The organism is Vibrio cholerae, assembly GCF_008369605.1.
GTDB classification, from domain to species: Bacteria; Pseudomonadota; Gammaproteobacteria; order Enterobacterales; family Vibrionaceae; genus Vibrio; species Vibrio cholerae.
On sequence record NZ_CP043556.1, the window covers coordinates 257,154 to 276,910 of the forward strand.

Consider the following 19,757-nt stretch of genomic DNA (forward strand, 5'->3'; position numbering starts at 1 on the left):
ACTATGTGATTGGGGTGAACGAACATAGCCAACACCGCTGCAGCTTCAAGTCGGACGGGTATAGAAAAAAGGCCTGATCTCTCAGGCCTTTACATTGCTTAACTCAGATTACTCTTCATCTTTCTTGTTGGATGCCCAAACGTAGAGCAGTTCCAGAGCGATCGTCGCACCCGCCAGTGAAGTCAGGTCACTTTGATCGTAAGGAGGAGATACTTCTACCACATCCATACCGATCAGGTTGATGCCTTTCAGCGCGCGGATGATTTTCAGGATCTTGTCTGAGCTCAAACCGCCACAAACTGGCGTACCCGTACCCGGTGCGAAAGCAGGATCCAGACAGTCAATGTCGAAAGTCAGGTAAACCGGCTTGTCACCCACGATGTGGCGAATTTGCGCAACAATCTCTTCGACAGACATGTCGTTGGCTTGCATCGCGTTAATCACGTTGAAGCCGTGGCCTTCTTGTTTGTATTCCGTACGAATACCCACTTGCACCGAGTGCTTAGCCGAGATCAGACCTTCTTTTGGCGCATGGTAGAACATGGTGCCATGGTCATACGCACTGCCGTTCGCGTAAGTGTCCGTGTGTGCATCAAAGTGGATCAGCGCCATTTCACCGAAGTGCTTAGCGTAAGCACGCAGGATTGGCAGAGTGATGAAGTGATCGCCACCCAGTGCCAGCATGGTTTTGCCACTTTTCAGAATTTCGCTGGTCGCGGCTTCTAGGCGGTAAGTGAAATCTTCAGCATCACCACAATCAAAAACCAAATCGCCCGCATCAATCACGTTGATCTTTTTAAACAGGTTGAAATCCCAAGGGAATTTCTTACCTTCCCAAGCGAGGTTAACCGAAGCACGACGAATCGCGTCAGGCCCCATACGAGCCCCCGGACGACCGGACGTCGCCATATCCAAAGGCACGCCAAGTACCACGACATCAGCATTAGTATCTACTGGGTTACGCACATAGGGACGACGGACAAACGTCATCGCGTTTGAGTAGAGTGAATAATCAGTTTTAGTAAACAAATCATTCATTTAGAAATCCTCTAAGTAAGTATAGCCGCTCAGGCCTAATTCAAGTTCCGCCAAAACGGTCTCTTGTTCTTCTTTGGCAACACGTTGAGAAACCAGTTGACGATAGTTGGTGCGAATTTTATCTACATCGATGTGAACGTAGCGCATCATATCTTCAACCGTGTCACCTTCATTGATAAAGGCAATTTCAGACTCGCCATTATCATTAATATTCACAACCGCGCTGTGTGTGTCACCAAACAGGTTGTGCATATCGCCCAAGATTTCTTGGTATGCACCAACCAGGAAAAAGCCCATTAGGTATGGCTTGTCACTCGTCCATGCTGGCACAGGCAGTGTACTTTCAATACCTTGGCCTTCCACGTACTGTTCAACCGCACCGTCTGAATCACAGGTGATGTCGAGCATTACTGCGCGGCGATCGTTCATTTCTTCCAAACCAGAAAGCGGCAGCACTGGGAACACTTGATCGATACCCCAAGCATCTGGCAGCGACTGGAATAGTGAGAAGTTCACGAAGAACTTGTCTGCTAAACGCTCTTGCAGCTCATCCAGAATCGGGCGATGGAAGCGGTTTTTGTTGCTCATCTTCTGACGCAGTTCATGGTAGATACGCAGTGACAACTGCTCTGCCCATGCACGGTGCTCAAGGTTTAATACACCCGTTGCAAACTGGCTATGCGCTTCAGAAAGATCGCTTTGTGTGTCGTTGTAAATTTCAATCAGTGCGCGGTCATCAGTACCGTGTTGCACTTCTTCAAATCCACGCCACATGTTTTTCAGTAGCATTGGCGCATCCGCACCCGGAGCTGGGATCTCCTCTGGCGAGTAGGCTTCCGTACCGATAACGTTGGTGATCAATACCGCATGGTGCGCCGTGATCGAACGACCCGATTCAGAAATGATCACTGGACGAGGCTGACCGTACAGGTTACACACATCGCTCACTGTGCTCACGATGTTACGTGCGTATTCGTGTAGACCGTAGTTCATCGAGTTGGATGACTGGCTACGAGTACCATCGTAGTCGACAGCCAAGCCGCCACCCACGTCGAAGAAATCGATGTGCGCACCCAGCTCACGCAGTTCACAGTAGAAACGCACCGCTTCGTTAACACCATTACGCACGTCACGAATGTTCGCCATTTGTGAACCTAGGTGGAAATGCACCAACTGCAGCGCTTCAAGCTGATCTTCCGCTTTCAAGCGGTTAATCACGGTGAGCACTTGTGATGCAGCTAGGCCGAACTTCGATTTTTCACCGCCGCTCGATTGCCATTTGCCTGCACCCTGAGAGGCAAGACGAATACGCAGCCCCAGACGTGGTTTCACGCCAAGGCTTTTCGCTTCTTTCAGGACCAGATCCAGCTCTGACAGTTTTTCCAGAACGATGAAAACTTTGTGACCCAGTTTTTCACCGATCAGTGCCAGACGAATGTACTCTCTGTCTTTGTAACCATTACATACAATCACTGAACTGGCTTGCTGAGCCATAGCCAACACCGCCAGAAGTTCAGGCTTACTGCCCGCTTCTAAGCCGAGTTGTTTGTGTTCTAATTCGGCCTGACTGGCCAGAATTTCATCTACTACCTCTTTTTGTTGGTTCACTTTGATGGGATAAACCAGCAGGTATTTATTTGGGTAGTCGTACTCTTCAATCGCCTGATTGAAAGCGTCACAAATGTTGTGCACGCGTTGATGCAGGATCTGCGGGAAGCGTACAAGCACAGGCAAATTTAAATCGCGCGCTTCGAGCTGTTTAACAATTGAGCTTAATTGCGTTTGATGAGCTTTGTCTTTTCTCGGCGACACATACACTTCGCCTTGATCGTCAATGCCAAAAAAGCCTTGGCTCCAGTAATGCACATTGTAGTCAGCGCGAACGCGGTCTAATTTGGATGGTTGTTCCACATCGTATCTCACAAAAACAGAGAGGATTACAATGATTTCATCGGTTGAAATCACACCTGACACCCTAGATGTCACGCGCTTTATCGGTGAAAAGCTAGGGTGTGTCTAATGATAATAATTTATCGTTAGGACAACTGTTAGTTATCACACATAAACTTGCATAAATGTCTTCATTTCATTCATATTTTTCTGTACGCCCTTGATGCCACAAGGCATAGCCGCAAAGCGGTCATCGATTCTTTGCAATAAAAATGTCATTGAATAGGGAGATTTATAGACTGAAACAAACAAATAGAACGCATCAATTCATTCTCTGTATAGTGCTGTTTATGACAATGGACACAATTCAACCAACTCGTCTGGTTAACTCGGGTTTTCACTTGGTTGTTCTTTGTAATTACATACAATTCCGTTAAGGTGATTTGAGCATAACGGTGAGATACACGATGGAATACCTAGCTTTATTACAAACCCACTATAAATGGTTGATGACAATACTCATCATCGTCTTATATCCGCATATTTCACGGATAACCTTACGCCTGTTCGAAAGTATGCTTACCGGACGGGTGGACATTCACCGTTTGAAACGCGCGCGTTGGCTGATCCGCACCTTACTCTTTCTCGTGATGCTGTTTACGACCTTGATTTTGTGGGGCATTGAGTTACGGGGTCTACTGGTGGTCGGCTCATCCCTATTTGCCTTGCTCGGGGTGGGTTTGTTTGCCGGTTGGTCACTGCTGAGTAATGTCACCGCATTCTTAATTCTGTTTGTGCAAAACCAATGCCGGATCGGTTGCTGGGTTCGCATCGTCGATGGCGCAAACTTTATTGAAGGTAAGATCATTGACATGGCGCTGCTGAATGTTGAATTGGAAACCCTTGAAGGCAACCGCGTGCTCTACCCTAACAACTTATTTATTGTTCGCCCTGTGATTGTCTTACAAAAGGCACCCGAGAAAGCGGTCAAAAAACCAGAAAGAAAACAGCTACCCAAGGGATTGTAATTTTGAGCGAATACCAAGACTTATCTCAACAAATTGAATTGATTGCCACCGCCGAAGAATCCGAGCAAACCCATCTACTCGGTGAGATGGTGGAAAATGGCTTAGATGAAGGCTCGATCGCTCTGATTTTAGAAGCGTTTCCCGTGGAACAACGGGTACGTTTATGGCGCAGTTTGCCACTGGAGATGCACATAGATGTGCTAACCGAGATGCGCGCCGAGGTGCGGATTTCGGTCATTAACGCGTTGTCGGAAATTGAACTCAAACTGACGCTGGCTAAGCTCGATAACCTGTCACTGATCGAGTGGGAAGACTCGCTACCCGATGACATCATCAGTGAAGCATTAAGCCTTATTAACCGTGATGAACTTGAGCTATACGACCAAGCCAACGAGTTTGCAGATGATGAAATTGGCCACTGGGCGGATCGAAAAGTTTATACCTTACCTTTTAGCATCAGTGTTCGCCGCGCCAAAGTCTTGTTGGATAAATATCACTACGACTCCCCTCAATACATTTACCTCATCAACAAAGCCAAAAAGTTCCGTGGCTTAGTAAGCTTTAGTGATGTATTGCAAGCCGAAGAAACCACTCAGCTCAAGAACTTGCGTATGGAAGAACTGGTGACGCTCAATGCGCAGCAAACCTTATCAGACGCGGTGGATGCCCTCGAACACACCACATTACCAATTGTGCCAGTACTGAGTGACGATGAAACCTTGATTGGTGAAATTGACTGGCATTTTGCGCTCAGCGTGCAACGTGAAATGTATGAAGCACGCCTGATGGCCGGTACCGGTATGGATGAAGGTGATGATCTGTTCGCGCCAGTCATCAAAAGCTCGAAAAAACGCGGGTTGTGGCTCGGCATTAACCTTCTGACCGCCATTCTTGCCTCCATCACCATTGGCTTATTTGAGAATGTCATTTCGCAAGTTGTCGCTTTAGCGGTGCTGATGCCAATTGTCGCTTCGATGGGTGGCATTGCGGGAAGCCAAACCTTGACTTTGATGGTACGCGCGATGGCGCTTAATCAGATCACCGTGGGTAACCGTTTTGCTTTGCTGAAAAATGAGCTGGGAATTGGTTCGATCAATGGTCTCGTCTGGGCGCTGATCATCGGTGGTATGGCGGCACTTTGGTTCCAAGAGCCGGTGATCGGCGCAACCCTTGCGCTGGCAATTGTGGTCAACATTATTACCGCAGCATTATTTGGGGTGTTGATCCCGATAATTTTGGACAAATTCAAGCTCGATCCCGCGCTGGCAGGTTCGGTTATTCTCACCACCGTGACCGATGTGGTCGGCTTTTTTGCCTTCCTCGGCACCGCCAGTTTGGTGATGTTGTAGCCGCCATCAAACCCTAGAAAAAATTTTTATTTCCCCTCTTGAACTTCGATTTTCTTACCCTATTTATATCGGCGAGTGGCAGTGATGCCCCGCCGAGACTGGATTGATTGCTTCTAGCTTCGCGTGAAACTGAGCTCATTTTGCAAACAATCCTACCGGCCTTTTATCTTGATAGTGACATTTAAGTAGGAGGCATTCCCAATGAATATTCGTCCTTTACATGACAAGTTGATTGTTGAAAGACTGGAAGTCGAAAACAAGTCTGAGGGCGGAATCGTACTCACTTCTCAATCCGTCAAAAAATCAAACCGTGGCAAAGTTGTTGCGGTGGGGTTAGGTCGTCCGCTGAAGAATGGCGATCGCGCACGCATGGAAGTGAAAACCGGCGACCAGATCATTTTCAACGATGGTTACGGTGTGAAAACGGAGAAAGTGGACGGTAAAGAGTATCTGATCCTCTCCGAGTCTGATGTGTTAGCGATTGTAGAATAATTTGTTGCAGCAAAAGGAGGATAACGAAATGGCAGCAAAACACGTTCTGTTTTCAACCGACGCCAGACAGAAAATGCTTAGTGGCGTAAATTTACTGGCCAACGCTGTCAAAGTTACGCTCGGGCCCAAAGGTCGCCATGTTGTGCTCAATAAATCTTATGGTGCGCCAACCATCACTAAAGATGGTGTCTCTGTCGCCAAAGAGATTGAGCTCGCCGATAAATTCGAAAACATGGGCGCACAAATGCTCAAACAAGTGGCGTCCAAAGCCAACGATGAAGCGGGCGATGGCACTACTACAGCAACCGTGTTGGCCCAAGCGTTGATCAATGAAGGGATGAAGGCGGTCGCCGCTGGCATGAACCCCATGGATCTTAAGCGCGGTATCGACAAAGCAGTCTCCGCAGCGGTCGAGAAATTGCACCAACTGGCCAAACCTTGCAGTGACACCCAATCGATCACTCAAGTCGGTGCCATTTCCGCTAATAGCGATCACGCGATCGGCGAAATCATCGCGCAAGCGATGGAGAAAGTTGGCCGCAATGGTGTGATCACGGTTGAAGAGGGACAAGCTCTACAAAACGAGCTCTCGGTGGTTGAAGGTATGCAATTTGATCGCGGTTACCTTTCCCCTTACTTCATCAACCAACCCAAAGCGGGCTGTGTTGAGTTGGAGAATCCCTACGTCTTGCTAGTAGACAAGAAAATCAGCCACATTCGTGAACTGCTACCGATTTTAGAATCCGTGGCTAAAGCTTCCCGTTCGCTGCTGATCATTGCTGAAGATGTGGATGGCGATGCGCTTGCGACATTAGTGGTTAACAGCATGCGTGGCATCATTAAAGTGGCAGCGGTGAAAGCGCCAGGCTTTGGTGAACAGCGCAAAGCAATGCTCGAGGACATCGCGGCCCTCACTGCTGGCCGAGTGATTAGCGAGGAAATAGGTCTTGAGCTTGAAAAAGTGACGCTGGACGATCTGGGTAGCGCGAAAAAAGTCACCATCAATAAAGACAATACCACGATTGTCGATGGCGCTGCCGAGCCAAGTGCCCTCCAAGATCGCATCGCGCAGATCCAACATCAATTGGAACACACCACATCGCAATACGATCGGGACAAATTGCAGCAACGCATTGCCAAACTCTCTGGTGGGGTTGCTGTGATCAAAATTGGTGCGGCAACAGAAGTGGAGATGAAAGAGAAAAAAGATCGCGTGGATGATGCATTGCACGCCACTCGCGCCGCAGTGGAAGAAGGGATTGTGGCCGGCGGTGGTGTCGCTCTGCTGAAAATTGCCAACGAGCTCAGCAATTTACAAGGTGATAATGACGATCAAAATGTCGGCATTCGCATTGCGCTAAGAGCGATGGAAGAACCACTGCGTCAAATCGCCATCAACGCAGGGGATGAAGCTTCAGTGATCGCAAATCAAGTCAAAACGGGCGATGAGCATTACGGCTACAACGCTGCCACCGGCCAATTTGGCAATATGTTAGAGATGGGCATTTTGGATCCTGCGAAGGTGACACGCTCAGCGCTACAGTTTGCCGCAAGCATTGCTGGCTTGATGATCACCACCGAAGCCATGGTCAGCGAAGTAGACAAAGAGTCTGCGGCGTAATCGAGTAAGGTGAACAGGGCAAGGAGGGCGAAATGACTAAACTGCCTCATTTACAGTTGAGTGTTGTTGAAGCGCAGCCAAAGACTCATCCGGCCAATGCTTGGCCTATGAGTATGAGCTTTCCGCAGCGCTGCCAAGACAGGGTGCTGATGCCACCTTATCGTAGCGTTTTCCCTACTGTGGTATTGGTGGTTTACATCAATCAGGCTCAGCAGCAACCTAGCCCGACCTTGCACTGATGATTGCTGAACTTGGTCTAAGAGGCAGATTTTTCTGCCTCTTTTTTATTGCTCGAATTTCTATTCAACAAGTACGGAGTTTACGCCACTTTTCTCGCTGACGATGGCTGTGCAAAGGGCATTAACGCTTGGTGCAGCACGCACACCCCGTTTGCGTAATCTGCATCATCCACCACAAACTGCACATTCACATTACGCATCGAAGAGTGCGCGGCCATGGGTTGCAACTGGTGTTCCAGTAACGCTTGCAATCCTTGGGCGAGCACTTTGTTGGTTTCCATGTGCGCACCGATCGCTGAGATCAGCGCAACCATTCGCCCTGAGACTTTCGCTTGCGGATAACGCTTCTCCGCTTGATAGCGAATGTGATTGAGTGGCTCGCTGCTGCCACTCAGATAATAAGTGACTGAGTTGGCGTTCATCTCTTTACCGATCAACTGCACTTTCGCTGCGTGGATCCATTCAATCAATTCATGGCTGACTTTATCCATCATCCCGACCATGCTTTGGTCAAACAGATGCAACGCAAACACTTTATCTCGTCCTGCAATGATCTCCACTCTATCTTGCTGCGGCTGATGTGAGGCTGTAATTAACGTGCCAGAATGGTCAGGTTCAAAGGTATTTTTGATCCGCAAATCGATATTACTTTGTCTTAACCCTGCTGCCGCGTTGGGGTGGATCGCCTCCATACCGAGATTAGCCAATTGATCCGCCACATCGAAATTGGTTAAGCCAATCGGGCGCACTTTTTCTGCGCCGACCAGGCGCGGATCGGCCGAGCTCAAGTGATACTCTTTGTGGATGATGGCTTGCTGAGCGCCCGTAACCACCGCAATTCGACTAAATGTCATTTCGCTGTAACCGCGATCATAGGTGCGCATCAACCCTTCTTGGCAAGAAGCGTAGCCAGTGACGATCGGCAACTCACTCGTCACATCAATATCGCGAAACGCTTCTTCAATCACCTGATCGAGGTTGCCTTGCGTCGCTTCGCACCAACCAGACAAATCGACAAAGCGGGCGTTAACACCTAGTGTGTTGAGCTTCAGTGCTGTGTTATAAGCGCTGTGCGATTCACCGAGCGAGGCAAGAAACTCACGAATTTGCGGTAAGTATTGGCGCAGCGAAAACTGCCCATATTGGCAGGTTTGCAAAATGTTTTGGATGCAGGCTATGGCTTCGGCTAAACGAGCACGAATAAATTTATCCGCGCGTAAACGCGTCATTGCATCTGCAAACATATTTTCGTTAATCAGCAGCATGCGCTGTTCTAGGGCGTAAACTGCATCACGCCAACTCTCATCATGCTTGGCTATTTTTTGGTAAATCCCAGGCGCACCAGTGCGTTTGCATTCCAGTAAGGCATCGGTCATGCCCGAATAAGCCGAGACCACAAATACTCGACCATAGGGCTGCTCGGGCCTGAGTAAAATATTTTCCAATACCGCATCAAAAGCGGTCATCGAAGTACCACCGATTTTCTCTACGGTGTAAGACATCATTTCTCCTTATGACATTGTGACATTAATTCACTTTTATCCAGCGGATAGACACCTTCCGCATCATGAATTTCGTGTCCAGTGAGTGGCGGATTAAAGACGCACGCCATCACCATCTCGTTTGAAAAGGCGCGTAAGTAGTGTTCATCATGCTGATCTAGGATGTACAAGGTTCCTGGTTGGATCGGATACGTTTTACCACCCACAACCTCAATTTCGCCTTCACCCGACATGCAGTACACTGATTCGAGGTGGTTGCGGTAGTGAATATGCGTCTGGGTGTTTGCGTAGATGGTCGTGATATGAAAAGAGAACCCCATATGGTCATCTTTCAATAACATACGCACACTTTCCCAGTTTTCTGCCACCACTCGACGTTCACTTTGGCGGCACTGCTCTAGCGTTCGAACAATCATGTTTTCTCCTTATTTTTGTGCTTGTTTCGGATGAGTCAGGAGGCTTGCTGCAATCCACGCGGTGCTATTCGAGCAGCACAGCGCTCAATAATGGTCAATCCGTGCGCGAGATCCGCTTCGGTTATGGTGAGGGGGCAAAACACTTTCAGCACCTCATCTTCTGCACCCGCAGTTTCAATAATCAACCCTTTTTGAAAACAGATCGCGGCAATCTCGCGGGCAATGTCCCCATTATGGCAAGCCAGACCTTGCATTAAGCCGCGTCCTTTTAGGCCAGAAAATAACGTCGGATAACGACTCAAACACTGCAGCAATGCCTGAGTCACTTGCTCACTGCGTGCGGCAATATGGGTTTGAAAATCCTCATTCGCCCAGTAGGCTTCTAGCGCGCGAGTGGCGGTGACAAAAGCATGGTTATTGCCACGAAAAGTCCCGTTGTGCTCTCCTGGTTTCCATTGATCCCACTCGGGCTTAAACAGCACTAATGCCATGGGTAGTCCGTAACCGCTGAGCGATTTCGATAAGGTCACCATATCCGGCTCGATGCCGCTTGGCTCGAAACTAAAGAACGTCCCCGTACGGCCACAACCTGCTTGAATATCATCCACAATCAACAAAATTTGCTGAGCACGGCAGATCGCCTGTAAACGTTGTAACCAAGCGTCCGAAGCAACGTTCAAACCTCCCTCGCCTTGTACCGTTTCCAGTAATACCGCGGCAGGCTTATCTAAACCGGACGAGTTATCTTGCAACATGGTTTCAAACAAAGTGAGTCCATCAACGCCAGCGTAACCATCATAAGGCACACGATAAACGCCTGAGAGTGCTAAACCCGCGCCTTGACGATGATGCTGATTACCCGTCGCGGCAAGCGCCCCGAGTGAACAACCGTGGAAACCATTCGTAAATGTCACGACGTTATGACGACCTGTCACTTTGCGCGCCAACTTTAACGCCGCTTCGACCGCATTGGTTCCGGTTGGGCCAGTAAACTGCAGTTTGTAGTTCAATCCACGCGGCTCAAGAATGTGCGTTTGTAGCGCCTGAATAAACTGCGCTTTGGCTTCAGAATGCATATCCAATCCGTGAGTTAAGCCATCACGTTCGATGTACTCAAGGAGAGCTTGTTTGAGGACAGCATTATTGTGGCCATAATTCAGCGCGCCCGCGCCGGAGAGAAAATCCAGATAAGCGTCGCCTTGCTGGCTGTAAAGCCAACTGCCTTTGGCGGTGCCAAATAGCACTGGAAAATGATTCGCGTAAGACTGCACTTGAGATTCGTGGTGTTTAAAAATATCCATAACCAGATTTGTTATCCTTTAGGTCAGTTCGATGATTGAAGAGGTATACGATAGAGATATTCCGTGTCGTGTTCTCCTTCAAAATGGCAGGTTTCATCCAAAAAAGTGGATACACTGCCCTGCTCTCCCTGCTCTCTATCGAGCTTTTGAAACAGCCGCCAAGACGCTTGATTGGAGCGCGTAATGGTGGTTTCAAGAACCGTGATGTCGGCTAAATCTTCGCGCGCCAGCAGATGTTTGAGCATCTGATAGGCTAAACCTTTACCGCGTGCACTCGGGTGCACCGCCACTTGCCAAATAAACAACTCGTTCTGCTGTTCCGGCTTGCGATACGCAGAAACAAATCCGACCAACAACTCTTGCTGTTCAGCCATCAAACATGTTGTTTGAAAATGACTGGACTGCAGAAAGTTGCAATAAGCTGAATTCTGATCGAGCGGCGCACACTGCGCGATGAGCTCATGAATCGACAAACCATCTTCCTGTGTTGGCCGACGAAATACCCACGGCAGCGCAGGTTTGTGCATGATTTGCGGATAAATCATCCAAGGCGTAGCGGTAAACATCACAACAATTTCCTTTGTGTTCAAATTAAATGCCCATTTTTACCCTAGCAGGACAAGCAGATATTTCAAGCTTAAATCGCAAAAAATACCCATCCAAAGCTAAAGAATCCCTTTTTAAGGAATAAAAATACTTTGAACTGAAACATAAAATGAATTTTAAAATACCGATGAAATTGATAGGCAGCCAGTGCTAACTCGCGGATTAACACCCAAACGACTTGACGTTGCAGGTAGGGGTTAAATGACGAAGAGCTCAGATACACGGTGTAATTGGTGTGAACGAATGCGGCCAGCACGGCTACCGCTTCACGTAAGAAATGGCTATTTTCGATCTTTCAGCCCATACGAGGATGGATTTAACAGAGGTTTGAAGCGGATTGCGAGCCGTTGCATTTTGCAATTGCACAATGCAACCAAATGAACAGCAACTCCGCAAGGAATGCACAAAAACCACACAAATACGTGCCTATTAAACTTGGCACAGATAGTGCATTTATAGGAATGACCCTTAATTAAGCCGAGGGTCACCTAGCCAACTGACGTTGTTAGTGAATGAAATTGTTCACATTTGTTTTATCAGCCAATCACCCTTTTGTGATTGGCTTTTTTCTTTTTAATCCCTGAACAACTAAAAACCATTTAGCCTGCAACATTCAAGGTGTGAAGGCGTTTTCCAACGATTATGTTAAGGCGTCACACTTCGCAGCACAGATAAAATCATTTTTGTGTAGACCTTTGATAGAATGACTCCACCAAGTCACGGTCACGTTGCCCCATTCTAATAAAATGGCCGGATGATGAAATTCTTGTTCTGCCAATTCAGCAATTTGATTAGAGAATGCCCACGCTTGTTTAAAGTTTTTGAAGCGATACCGCTTTTCAAGTTGGGCAATACCGTCTCGGTGAATTAATGCCCAACCATCCAGTTCACTGAGCAGCTGTTGCTGCTCTTCTGATGTCAAACCGATAGCGTCTGCACTGCACGCTTCACAACGTAATTCATCCAGCATGTTGTTGTTCCTTTGGTTGAAAAAGAGGCGGGAGTAACCCGTCTTGCATAGCTTGCCACACCAAGCCCATCACATCGCGTTGACTGAGTTGATACAGTTGACTGAGATCCGGCAACACATAATAAATCGGCTGCATAATATCAATGCGGTAAGGAGTGCGTAGCACTTGCATAATATCGAACGGCTCACGTTTTGGGATTGTGCTTTCTGAAGCGTAAAGCGTTTCACCCGGTGACGACAAAATGCCCCCGCCATAAATTTTGGTTTGTCCCTGTTCTTGAACTAAGCCGAACTCAACCGTAAACCAGTACAAACGCGCTAAGTAGCTACGCTCTTTGGGGGTGGCTTTAGCACCTAGCTGGCCATAAACATGAGTAAAAGCGGCAAAATCAGGGTGCGTGAGCATAGCGCAGTGACCATACACTTCATGGAAGAAATCCGGCTCTTGGAGATAATCAAACTCATCTCGACGCCGCAAAAACGTGGCCACTGGAAACTTCTTATCGGCGAGTAAGGCAAAGAAGCGATCAAAACTGATCAATGCCGGAACAGGCTCAACTTGCCAACCGGTTTCTGTTTGCAATACTCGGTTTATTTCCGGCAATTGTGGCAGGCGATCTGTCGGCAAATTAAGCATATTCAAACCATCTAAATAAGCTTGGCAGGCTCTGGTTTTCACCACCTCTTGCTGGCGAGTGATCAGCTCATGCCAAACCGCATGCTCATCCTGATCCCAATCAATATGACCATGCTCACTGACGGGTTTAGAGTGATACTGAGTCATCGCCCTGCTCCTTAACAAATTCATTACATTAAGCCTACCTAGCCCAATCTGAACTGCCAATGGGACCTTGCTCAATCAAGATAATATCGATGTAACAATAATTTTACAATTGTGCACTTTTTAGTTATTTTTCATAGGCCTGATCCTGACCAGTCAAGTTGACTTTCGAACTTGCGAGGACAAAACTTGTTCACAGTGATCACGTCAGAATTGATTTTTAGACAGGGAATATTATGTCATCGACTACACCATTGTGGACGCCAAGCCACGAGCGCATTTCCGCTTCTAACCTGCAACAGTTCATCGCACATGTGAACATGCAAGGTGAAGCGATCGACAGTTATTCTTCGTTGCATCAGTGGTCTGTTGCTGAAACACGACAATTCTGGCTTGAGGTGTGGCAATTTTGCGATGTGATCGGCTATCGCGGAAACTGCATTATTGGTGAAGGACTACCTCGTTTTGGTAAAACCATGGTTCCCGCTCGTGATTCGATCTGGTTTCCACAAGCTCAGCTCAACTACGCAGAAAACCTACTCTCATACGCATTCCAAAATCCCGATGGGATCGCCCTCTGGTTTAAAAATGAAAATGGCCATACCAAGAAATTCAGTTGGCAGCAGTTGTGTGATCATGTTTCCGTCGTTCAACAGTGGTTGGCACAAAATGGCGTTGGAGAGGGTGATGTCGTGGCTGGCTATCTTCCCCACTTACCCGAAACCGTGATTGCCATGTTAGCCGCCACCAGTTTAGGGGCAATCTGGACTTCGACGTCACCGGATTTTGGCGTGGAAAGTGTGATTGAACGCTTTGGTCAAGTTCAACCGAAAATTCTGTTTTGTTGTAATGGCTACACGTTTAACGGTAAATCGTTTCCCATGCAAGAGCGTAATGCTCAGATAGCTAGCGCCCTGCCAAGCCTAGTCAACACCTGTCAAATCGAATATCTGCAAGATCGCAACTTCACACCGGATTTCAATGATAGCTTTTCTGACTGGCAATCGATTTTCGCCAGTTATCAACCGCGAGGAGTCGAATACCGCCGGATTGGTTTCAACGATCCGCTGTTTGTTCTGTATTCCTCTGGAACAACGGGCAAACCGAAATGCATCACGCACTCCGTTGGCGGTACGCTACTCAATCATTTGAAAGAGCATCAGTTACACTGTGATATCCAGCCACAAGATCGCGTTTTCTATTACACGACAACAGGTTGGATGATGTGGAACTGGCATGTCTCTGCACTCGCCAGTGGCGCAACCTTAGTGATTTATGATGGGCATCCACTCTACCCACAAGCGGGAGCGTTATGGGCTCTGGTTGACGAAGCCAAAGTCAGCTTGTTTGGCACCTCTGCCAAGTACCTAGAAACACTGCAAAAAAATCAGTTTTCTCCATGCGATTTTTACTCATTAAGCCACTTAAAAACCCTGTGTTCGACCGGTTCGGTGCTCTATCCCGAGCAATTTGACTATGTGTATGAGCATGTCAAATCCGATCTGCATCTGGCTTCTATTTCTGGTGGCACGGATATTTGCGGCTGCTTTGTGCTTGGTAACCCTATTTCTCCGGTTTATCAGGGCGAATGCCAAAGTGCGGGCTTAGGTTTGGATGTCGTGGCTTACAATCAGCATGGAGAGGCCATCGTCGCTGAGCGTGGAGAGCTGGTATGCCGAAACAGTTTCCCCAATCAACCGATTGGATTTTGGCATGATGATGGCAGCCGTTATCACCAAGCTTATTGGGATAAATACCCGGGAGTTTGGCATCATGGCGATGAAATCGAAATCACCGACAAGGGAGGTGTATTATTCTTCGGTCGCAGCGACACCGTTCTGAACCCGGGTGGTGTTCGGATTGGCACCGCTGAAATTTATCAGCAAGTCAATGCATTACCTGAGATCCACGATTCGATTGCCATTGGCCGCCAGATTGACCGCGATGAACAGGTGATTCTATTCGTTCAACTCGCGCAAAATGTCCCCTTTAATGACGAGCTGCAGCGGAAAATCCGCAGCTTACTGCGCGAACGCTGCTCTCCACGCCATGTTCCTGCTCACATTTATGCTATCAGCGAAATCCCGCGCACGAAATCGGGCAAGCTGGTCGAACTGGCCGTCAAACAAGTGTGTCATGGTGACGAAGTGAAAAACCTTGGGGCTATCGCCAATCCGCAAGTGTTAGCGGAAATAGAAAGATTACTTACGGCATAAGTCATGACTCGGAAAATACGATAACAAACTGACTACACGGCATAATCCGAGTTATCTTGGCACATTTATCGGTTTGATTTTCGTGCCACAGTGGTATTCTTGGCTCAGCTGTTCTCTGCATAGACTTTTTATGGATTATATTCACCTCTCCCGATTTAGCTTAAAACACCTGACAGCCCTGCATGTCATGCTCAACACGCGCAGTGTTACCCAAACCGCCGCTCGACTGTGTGTAAGTCCATCCAGTATCAGTAAAATCCTCGCTCAATTGCGTGAACTGCTTAATGACGATCTTTTTTATCGGGATGGAAATCAGTTAATCCCGACCCCTTATGTACAGCAAATGGGGCCAACAGTGCATCATGTTCTGTCCAGTATGAATGGCTTATTGCACTGCACCGAATTCGATCCTCAGGCATACCAAGGCCACTATCGTTTAGCGATGCGTGAAAGTACATTTGAGCTATTTGCGCCCAAAGTCACTGCGATTCTCGCCGCTTGCTCATCCGAGCTCTCCATGACGATTCACTCCAAAGAACATTATGGGTTTGAGGCTTTGCAGAGTGGCTTAATTGATTGCATTCTTTTGCCACATGACATCAGCCAGCCCCCAACCTTTGCCCAAGACTTAGTTTGGCAGGTAATCGAATCGGATGAGCTGGTCTGTTTGATGAGTGCTGATCATCCTCTCGCTCACGCGGAACTCAGTGTCGAAGCCTACCTTGCTTATAAACACATCGGCATTCTCGATAATGAGCTCAATGAGCCGTATTTTGAGAAGTACCTGACTCAGCAACACGAAACTCGACGCATTGCTGTTGCCACTCCTGACTTTGGTGCAGCGGCCATTTTGTGTCGGCAGACACATTTGCTGCTCACTTGTTCAAAGAGATGGGCGGATCACGCAATGCAAGCTCAAGGCTTGGTGCAAAAAGCCCTACCCTTTGAATATGGCAAGGTGGCTTATAGCTTAGTCTGGAACAAACCCAGCATGAATGACCGAGCTATTCGGTGGCTATGCCAGCAACTGAACAGCCAGTTAACTTGAGATGAAAATGGGTGAAAAAGGAAAGGGTCAGCAAACGCTGACCCTTTCCTTTGTTGCTCTGTTTTTGATTTTTGTTAATAACCCTAGCCATGAGTTGTCAGTCAATAAACAGAAACTGAGACGTGTACTCGGGGAACTGAGTCTCGTCTTTGATTATTCAATCATTAGTTTAGGCTCAAGGTTGAATTTTTGTTAGTGAAAAGAAGTAAATGGTCAATTTACGATTTGGAAAAGATATGTAAATCACATTGTTAACGAAATTGATATGCAATAACCCAATGAATGAAACAGTGTCGGTAAGATTTATCCCCAAACAACTTGGAGTTACAGGTAGGCGGCAAGTGAGAGAGTCCCCATGAGCATAGATAGACGATGTGATTGGGGTGAACGAACGTAGCCAACACCGCTGCAGCTTCAAGTAGGAAGGGGGATAGCAAAAAGCGAAAAAATAAAGCCGCTGTACAAGTAGCGGCTATAACGAACTCTATGAATCGATGAATTACTTACGAGCCATTCCAACCACGACAGATTGTGTTCCTTGTGCGGTAGTGACATCAAAAGCGACCCGAGTCTCCACGGCAGAGAACCCCGCATTACGCAGCACAGCTTCAATCTCCGTCGTGCTCAAACCTATTTCCGATTTGCCATCGGCTAACCAATCAAAATGCACAAAATACCCGCCTTCATCCACTAGCGTGAAAATAATATCGGTCACATCTTGAAGATTCGGTAAGAAAGCGCATACCGATGAGGCAACGACCAAATCAAACTGTTTACGAAAGGCTGGATGTTGAGCAACCAAACCGCGGGTTAAGCAATCCACCACAGGCTCAACGTTGCGTAGTTCTTTGCGATCCAGCTCCTCAATCATGGCTTCTGATGAGTCCAGCGCAACAATATCACGAGCAAGCGGCGACATCCGCTGACTTAGCAAGCCTGTACCACAGCCAAAATCCAAAATATGCTTTCCCTGCAAAGAGAGGATTTTTGTCAGATGTTCAAATACGCTTTGCGCAAAAGCATGGGTCGCTGGGTCTTTTTCCCAATTTGCTGCGTACTCATCCCAGTCGTGTGCCATCATGGCCTCCGTATTACTTCTTGTATTCGGGCAATGCTGCCAAGAGTAAACCAAAATGAAGTCAAGTTCATAGAGTTACAACGCATTCTTTGTTAAGAAAATCCATTTCGGCCTCATTTGTCGAGAATTTATGCCGATAGGCAGCACAGTGAATTTTGTTTATTATCCCAAAAGTTTGAACCACTTGGGTCTGCTATGAACCTGTCACAAATCGAAGCTTTTTGCACTATCGCCAATACAGGCTCCGTCTCTGAAGCCGCGCGTCAACTCGATTGCAATCGTACTAAATTAAGCATGGCGATCAAAGCGCTGGAAAAAGAACTCAATGTGGCGCTGTTTGTGAGAGCGGGTAACTACTTAACCCTTTCCGAAGCGGGCAAAGCCGTTTACAAAGATTGCGAGAGTTTACTCATCACGGCATCACGTATTCGCCAGACTTGCGCTCAAGCGTGCAGTGAATTTGCCGCCGAGATATGGATCGCGCGTGATGATTCACTCCCAGACCATTTTTGGCAAGATATCGCCAGCCAATTGCACAAACTCTTTCCCAACACCTCTTTTAATATGGTTTTGGCCTCCAGTGGCGATTTAGCCAACTTGGTCGCGACACAACAAGTCAACTGCGCTTTCGGCGTCGATTATGAGCGCTTAGACGATCCGCGCATCACTTACCAACCTTTGGGTAAAATCCGCCTCATGTCAGTGTGTAATAGCCAGCATCCTTTAGTTAAACAAAAACGAGTTAGCGATGAGGAACTGCGTAAATTTATGCAAGCCGTCATGGTCTATCTTAATGAAAAAGATAATCCGAACCTGCAGCCTTTCTCCCGTCGCTATATCGGCTTCTCAAGCTTTGAATACATGCTCAATACAATTTTGAGTGAGAATGCTTGGGGCGTATTGCCTGAGCCATTGATTCGTCACTATTTACGTGAGCAGCAACTGACCGTGATTAAACATACGTACGGTCTCACGCAAGAAGACTTCTGCTTATTCCAACCTATCGGAATGCATGATAACCCTGCCATTCTCTGGCTCAGTGATAAGGTGAGTGATTATCTGTTTGATTTCTAGACATCCTCCTCCTTTCTAGGCATGCCCGCACTCAGCGTCAAAAATGCTGACACAGAAAAGGTTAATTAAGCATCTGTTTTAATTATATTTATTTTAAAATAGAAATTTATCCTCCTCTTCTCGACGTAAATCGACATTGCGATTCCCCTATGAATCGCCAGAATATGCGGCGAAACCTACGAGGAAATTAACGATGTGTTCTCAATCCAATTTTAATGAAAAGCGTGTTTTAACGCTTTCTGCCCTTATCGCATCAGGCTTTGCTGGCAGTGGTTTGCTAGTCGGTCTACTCGTCGGCTCTATGGTCATTGTCTTTGATGGTGTCTATTCGCTGGTGAGTTTACTGTTAACATTATTGTCGCTGGCGGTATCACGTTTTATTCAAAAACCGTCTGACGCTCGTTTCCCTTTTGGGCGCGCAGTGTTAGAACCCCTAGTTATCGCGATAAAAGGTTTAGTGATCTTGCTGATTGTCAGCTATTCACTCTACTCCTCGCTCACCGCTCTCCTCAGTGGCGGACGCGAAGTGGATCCTTCTATCGCTACCTTATTTGGTGTGTTTAGCGTCACCGGTTGTGCTTTAGCTTGGTGGAAAATGGCAGGCCTAAGCCGACGTCACCCTTCCGGGCTGATTGCGGCAGAAGTCAAACAGTGGCAGATGGATACCTTACTGAGTTTAGTGGTCATGGTTGGCTTTATTGCCGCTTGGTTAATCAACCTAACCCCTTGGGCGCATTATTCGGTCTACGCCGATCCGATGATGATGCTGTTGATGTCGTTTTACTTTATAAAACTTCCACTTGGGATGCTGAAATCCGCTCTGCGCGAAATATTGTTGATGGCTCCAAGCCACGATATCCAGCAAGCCGTATCACACAGTGTTCAAGCCACGCAAGAGCACGCCGAACAACCACTTGAGCTTTACGGTGTGGCTAAAGTCGGACGTGAACTGTGGGTCGAAGTGGCGTTAAAAACGGCCGAGGATGATTCGGTTGAGGTAGAAGATATTGAGCGTATCGAAAACCACTTGCAGCAAAGCTTGGCGGCATTACCTTACCAATTGCAGCTCACGGTGAGCGTTGCTCGCTAACTCATCTCAGCCCGCTGT

General features: G+C 47.5%; 19 protein-coding genes. 10 read left to right on the forward strand and 9 right to left on the reverse strand.

Annotated elements, in window-relative coordinates:
* Positions 1 to 108: 108 nt before the first annotated feature.
* On the reverse strand, positions 109 to 1,038 hold the full coding sequence (gene speB, locus F0316_RS15330) for an agmatinase (protein WP_000998707.1): 930 nt from the start codon (positions 1,036 to 1,038) through the stop codon (positions 109 to 111).
* Positions 1,039 to 2,949, reverse strand: a complete 1,911-nt coding sequence (speA, locus tag F0316_RS15335) for an arginine decarboxylase (RefSeq protein ID WP_001927142.1) — start codon at positions 2,947 to 2,949, stop codon at positions 1,039 to 1,041.
* A 446-nt stretch (positions 2,950 to 3,395) separates the two neighbouring features.
* Here speA and F0316_RS15340 point away from each other — a divergent pair, with 446 nt between their 5' ends.
* The 5 genes from F0316_RS15340 to F0316_RS15360 all read left to right on the forward strand — a co-directional run bounded on the left by F0316_RS15340 (position 3,396) and on the right by F0316_RS15360 (position 7,657).
* Positions 3,396 to 3,956 carry a mechanosensitive ion channel domain-containing protein gene (locus F0316_RS15340; RefSeq protein ID WP_000456055.1) on the forward strand — a complete coding sequence of 187 codons (561 nt, stop codon included), beginning with the start codon at positions 3,396 to 3,398 and terminating at the stop codon, positions 3,954 to 3,956.
* 2 nt (positions 3,957 to 3,958) lie between these two features.
* Positions 3,959 to 5,305: a magnesium transporter gene (locus F0316_RS15345; protein ID WP_001964681.1), complete on the forward strand. Its 1,347-nt coding sequence runs from the start codon at positions 3,959 to 3,961 to the stop codon at positions 5,303 to 5,305.
* A gap of 201 nt (positions 5,306 to 5,506) precedes the next feature.
* Positions 5,507 to 5,797 (forward strand): co-chaperone GroES, encoded by a 291-nt coding sequence (locus tag F0316_RS15350; protein WP_001026270.1) that lies wholly within the window; start codon positions 5,507 to 5,509, stop codon positions 5,795 to 5,797.
* A 28-nt stretch (positions 5,798 to 5,825) separates the two neighbouring features.
* On the forward strand, positions 5,826 to 7,418 hold the full coding sequence (gene groL, locus F0316_RS15355; RefSeq protein WP_001882637.1) for a chaperonin GroEL: 1,593 nt from the start codon (positions 5,826 to 5,828) through the stop codon (positions 7,416 to 7,418).
* A gap of 32 nt (positions 7,419 to 7,450) precedes the next feature.
* Positions 7,451 to 7,657 carry a hypothetical protein gene (locus F0316_RS15360; protein WP_000163960.1) on the forward strand — a complete coding sequence of 69 codons (207 nt, stop codon included), beginning with the start codon at positions 7,451 to 7,453 and terminating at the stop codon, positions 7,655 to 7,657.
* A gap of 80 nt (positions 7,658 to 7,737) precedes the next feature.
* On the opposite strand, the gene F0316_RS15365 is transcribed toward F0316_RS15360, so the two are convergent.
* The 6 genes from F0316_RS15365 to phhA all read right to left on the reverse strand — a co-directional run bounded on the left by F0316_RS15365 (position 7,738) and on the right by phhA (position 13,236).
* Positions 7,738 to 9,159 (reverse strand): aspartate kinase, encoded by a 1,422-nt coding sequence (locus tag F0316_RS15365; RefSeq protein ID WP_000122732.1) that lies wholly within the window; start codon positions 9,157 to 9,159, stop codon positions 7,738 to 7,740.
* On the reverse strand, positions 9,159 to 9,575 hold the full coding sequence (locus tag F0316_RS15370) for an ectoine synthase (RefSeq protein WP_000637102.1): 417 nt from the start codon (positions 9,573 to 9,575) through the stop codon (positions 9,159 to 9,161). The genes F0316_RS15365 and F0316_RS15370 overlap by 1 nt, the downstream gene beginning before the upstream one ends.
* Before the next feature lie 35 nt (positions 9,576 to 9,610).
* Complete coding sequence (ectB, locus tag F0316_RS15375) at positions 9,611 to 10,876, reverse strand: diaminobutyrate--2-oxoglutarate transaminase (protein WP_148528493.1); 1,266 nt, start codon at positions 10,874 to 10,876, stop codon at positions 9,611 to 9,613.
* Positions 10,877 to 10,899: 23 nt separating this feature from the next.
* A complete protein-coding gene (ectA, locus tag F0316_RS15380; RefSeq protein WP_000493522.1) occupies positions 10,900 to 11,442 on the reverse strand; it encodes a diaminobutyrate acetyltransferase in 543 nt (180 codons plus the stop codon).
* Positions 11,443 to 12,122: 680 nt separating this feature from the next.
* Positions 12,123 to 12,452, reverse strand: coding sequence for a 4a-hydroxytetrahydrobiopterin dehydratase (locus F0316_RS15390; protein WP_000883441.1), 330 nt, complete (start codon positions 12,450 to 12,452; stop codon positions 12,123 to 12,125).
* A complete protein-coding gene (gene phhA, locus F0316_RS15395; RefSeq protein WP_043990117.1) occupies positions 12,442 to 13,236 on the reverse strand; it encodes a phenylalanine 4-monooxygenase in 795 nt (264 codons plus the stop codon). Before phhA ends, F0316_RS15390 begins: the two co-directional genes overlap by 11 nt.
* 233 nt (positions 13,237 to 13,469) lie before the next feature.
* Here phhA and F0316_RS15400 point away from each other — a divergent pair, with 233 nt between their 5' ends.
* From F0316_RS15400 to F0316_RS15410, 3 genes are all read left to right on the forward strand, one after another.
* Positions 13,470 to 15,449 carry an acetoacetate--CoA ligase gene (locus F0316_RS15400; protein ID WP_054251148.1) on the forward strand — a complete coding sequence of 660 codons (1,980 nt, stop codon included), beginning with the start codon at positions 13,470 to 13,472 and terminating at the stop codon, positions 15,447 to 15,449.
* A 130-nt stretch (positions 15,450 to 15,579) separates the two neighbouring features.
* Complete coding sequence (locus F0316_RS15405; protein WP_000384533.1) at positions 15,580 to 16,497, forward strand: LysR family transcriptional regulator; 918 nt, start codon at positions 15,580 to 15,582, stop codon at positions 16,495 to 16,497.
* A gap of 1 nt (position 16,498) precedes the next feature.
* Positions 16,499 to 16,693: a hypothetical protein gene (locus F0316_RS15410; RefSeq protein WP_149560670.1), complete on the forward strand. Its 195-nt coding sequence runs from the start codon at positions 16,499 to 16,501 to the stop codon at positions 16,691 to 16,693.
* A gap of 303 nt (positions 16,694 to 16,996) precedes the next feature.
* On the opposite strand, the gene F0316_RS15420 is transcribed toward F0316_RS15410, so the two are convergent.
* Positions 16,997 to 17,575 carry a class I SAM-dependent DNA methyltransferase gene (locus tag F0316_RS15420; protein ID WP_000929763.1) on the reverse strand — a complete coding sequence of 193 codons (579 nt, stop codon included), beginning with the start codon at positions 17,573 to 17,575 and terminating at the stop codon, positions 16,997 to 16,999.
* A gap of 195 nt (positions 17,576 to 17,770) precedes the next feature.
* Between F0316_RS15420 and F0316_RS15425 the strand changes: the two genes are divergently transcribed.
* Both F0316_RS15425 and F0316_RS15430 read left to right on the forward strand, forming a co-directional pair.
* The gene (locus tag F0316_RS15425) at positions 17,771 to 18,649 is read left to right on the forward strand and encodes a LysR family transcriptional regulator (RefSeq protein ID WP_001054351.1); all 879 of its coding nucleotides are present in this window, start codon (positions 17,771 to 17,773) and stop codon (positions 18,647 to 18,649) included.
* A 193-nt stretch (positions 18,650 to 18,842) separates the two neighbouring features.
* Positions 18,843 to 19,739: a cation diffusion facilitator family transporter gene (locus F0316_RS15430; protein WP_000337248.1), complete on the forward strand. Its 897-nt coding sequence runs from the start codon at positions 18,843 to 18,845 to the stop codon at positions 19,737 to 19,739.
* Positions 19,740 to 19,757 lie beyond the last annotated feature (18 nt).

Excerpts from the sequence above, each read along its gene's own strand:
- ectB (WP_148528493.1), bottom strand. The coding sequence starts at position 10,876 with ATGGATATTTTTAAACACCACGAATCTCAAGTGCAGTCTTACGCGAAT.
- F0316_RS15390 (WP_000883441.1), bottom strand. The coding sequence starts at position 12,452 with ATGCTGGATGAATTACGTTGTGAAGCGTGCAGTGCAGACGCTATCGGT.
- F0316_RS15410 (WP_149560670.1), top strand. The coding sequence starts at position 16,499 with ATGAAAATGGGTGAAAAAGGAAAGGGTCAGCAAACGCTGACCCTTTCC.
- groL (WP_001882637.1), top strand. The coding sequence starts at position 5,826 with ATGGCAGCAAAACACGTTCTGTTTTCAACCGACGCCAGACAGAAAATG.
- F0316_RS15340 (WP_000456055.1), top strand. The coding sequence starts at position 3,396 with ATGGAATACCTAGCTTTATTACAAACCCACTATAAATGGTTGATGACA.
- phhA (WP_043990117.1), bottom strand. The coding sequence starts at position 13,236 with ATGACTCAGTATCACTCTAAACCCGTCAGTGAGCATGGTCATATTGAT.
- F0316_RS15360 (WP_000163960.1), top strand. The coding sequence starts at position 7,451 with ATGACTAAACTGCCTCATTTACAGTTGAGTGTTGTTGAAGCGCAGCCA.
- F0316_RS15370 (WP_000637102.1), bottom strand. The coding sequence starts at position 9,575 with ATGATTGTTCGAACGCTAGAGCAGTGCCGCCAAAGTGAACGTCGAGTG.
- ectA (WP_000493522.1), bottom strand. The coding sequence starts at position 11,442 with ATGTTTACCGCTACGCCTTGGATGATTTATCCGCAAATCATGCACAAA.
- F0316_RS15430 (WP_000337248.1), top strand. The coding sequence starts at position 18,843 with ATGTGTTCTCAATCCAATTTTAATGAAAAGCGTGTTTTAACGCTTTCT.
- speB (WP_000998707.1), bottom strand. The coding sequence starts at position 1,038 with ATGAATGATTTGTTTACTAAAACTGATTATTCACTCTACTCAAACGCG.
- F0316_RS15425 (WP_001054351.1), top strand. The coding sequence starts at position 17,771 with ATGAACCTGTCACAAATCGAAGCTTTTTGCACTATCGCCAATACAGGC.
- F0316_RS15405 (WP_000384533.1), top strand. The coding sequence starts at position 15,580 with ATGGATTATATTCACCTCTCCCGATTTAGCTTAAAACACCTGACAGCC.
- F0316_RS15420 (WP_000929763.1), bottom strand. The coding sequence starts at position 17,575 with ATGGCACACGACTGGGATGAGTACGCAGCAAATTGGGAAAAAGACCCA.
- F0316_RS15400 (WP_054251148.1), top strand. The coding sequence starts at position 13,470 with ATGTCATCGACTACACCATTGTGGACGCCAAGCCACGAGCGCATTTCC.
- F0316_RS15365 (WP_000122732.1), bottom strand. The coding sequence starts at position 9,159 with ATGTCTTACACCGTAGAGAAAATCGGTGGTACTTCGATGACCGCTTTT.
- F0316_RS15350 (WP_001026270.1), top strand. The coding sequence starts at position 5,507 with ATGAATATTCGTCCTTTACATGACAAGTTGATTGTTGAAAGACTGGAA.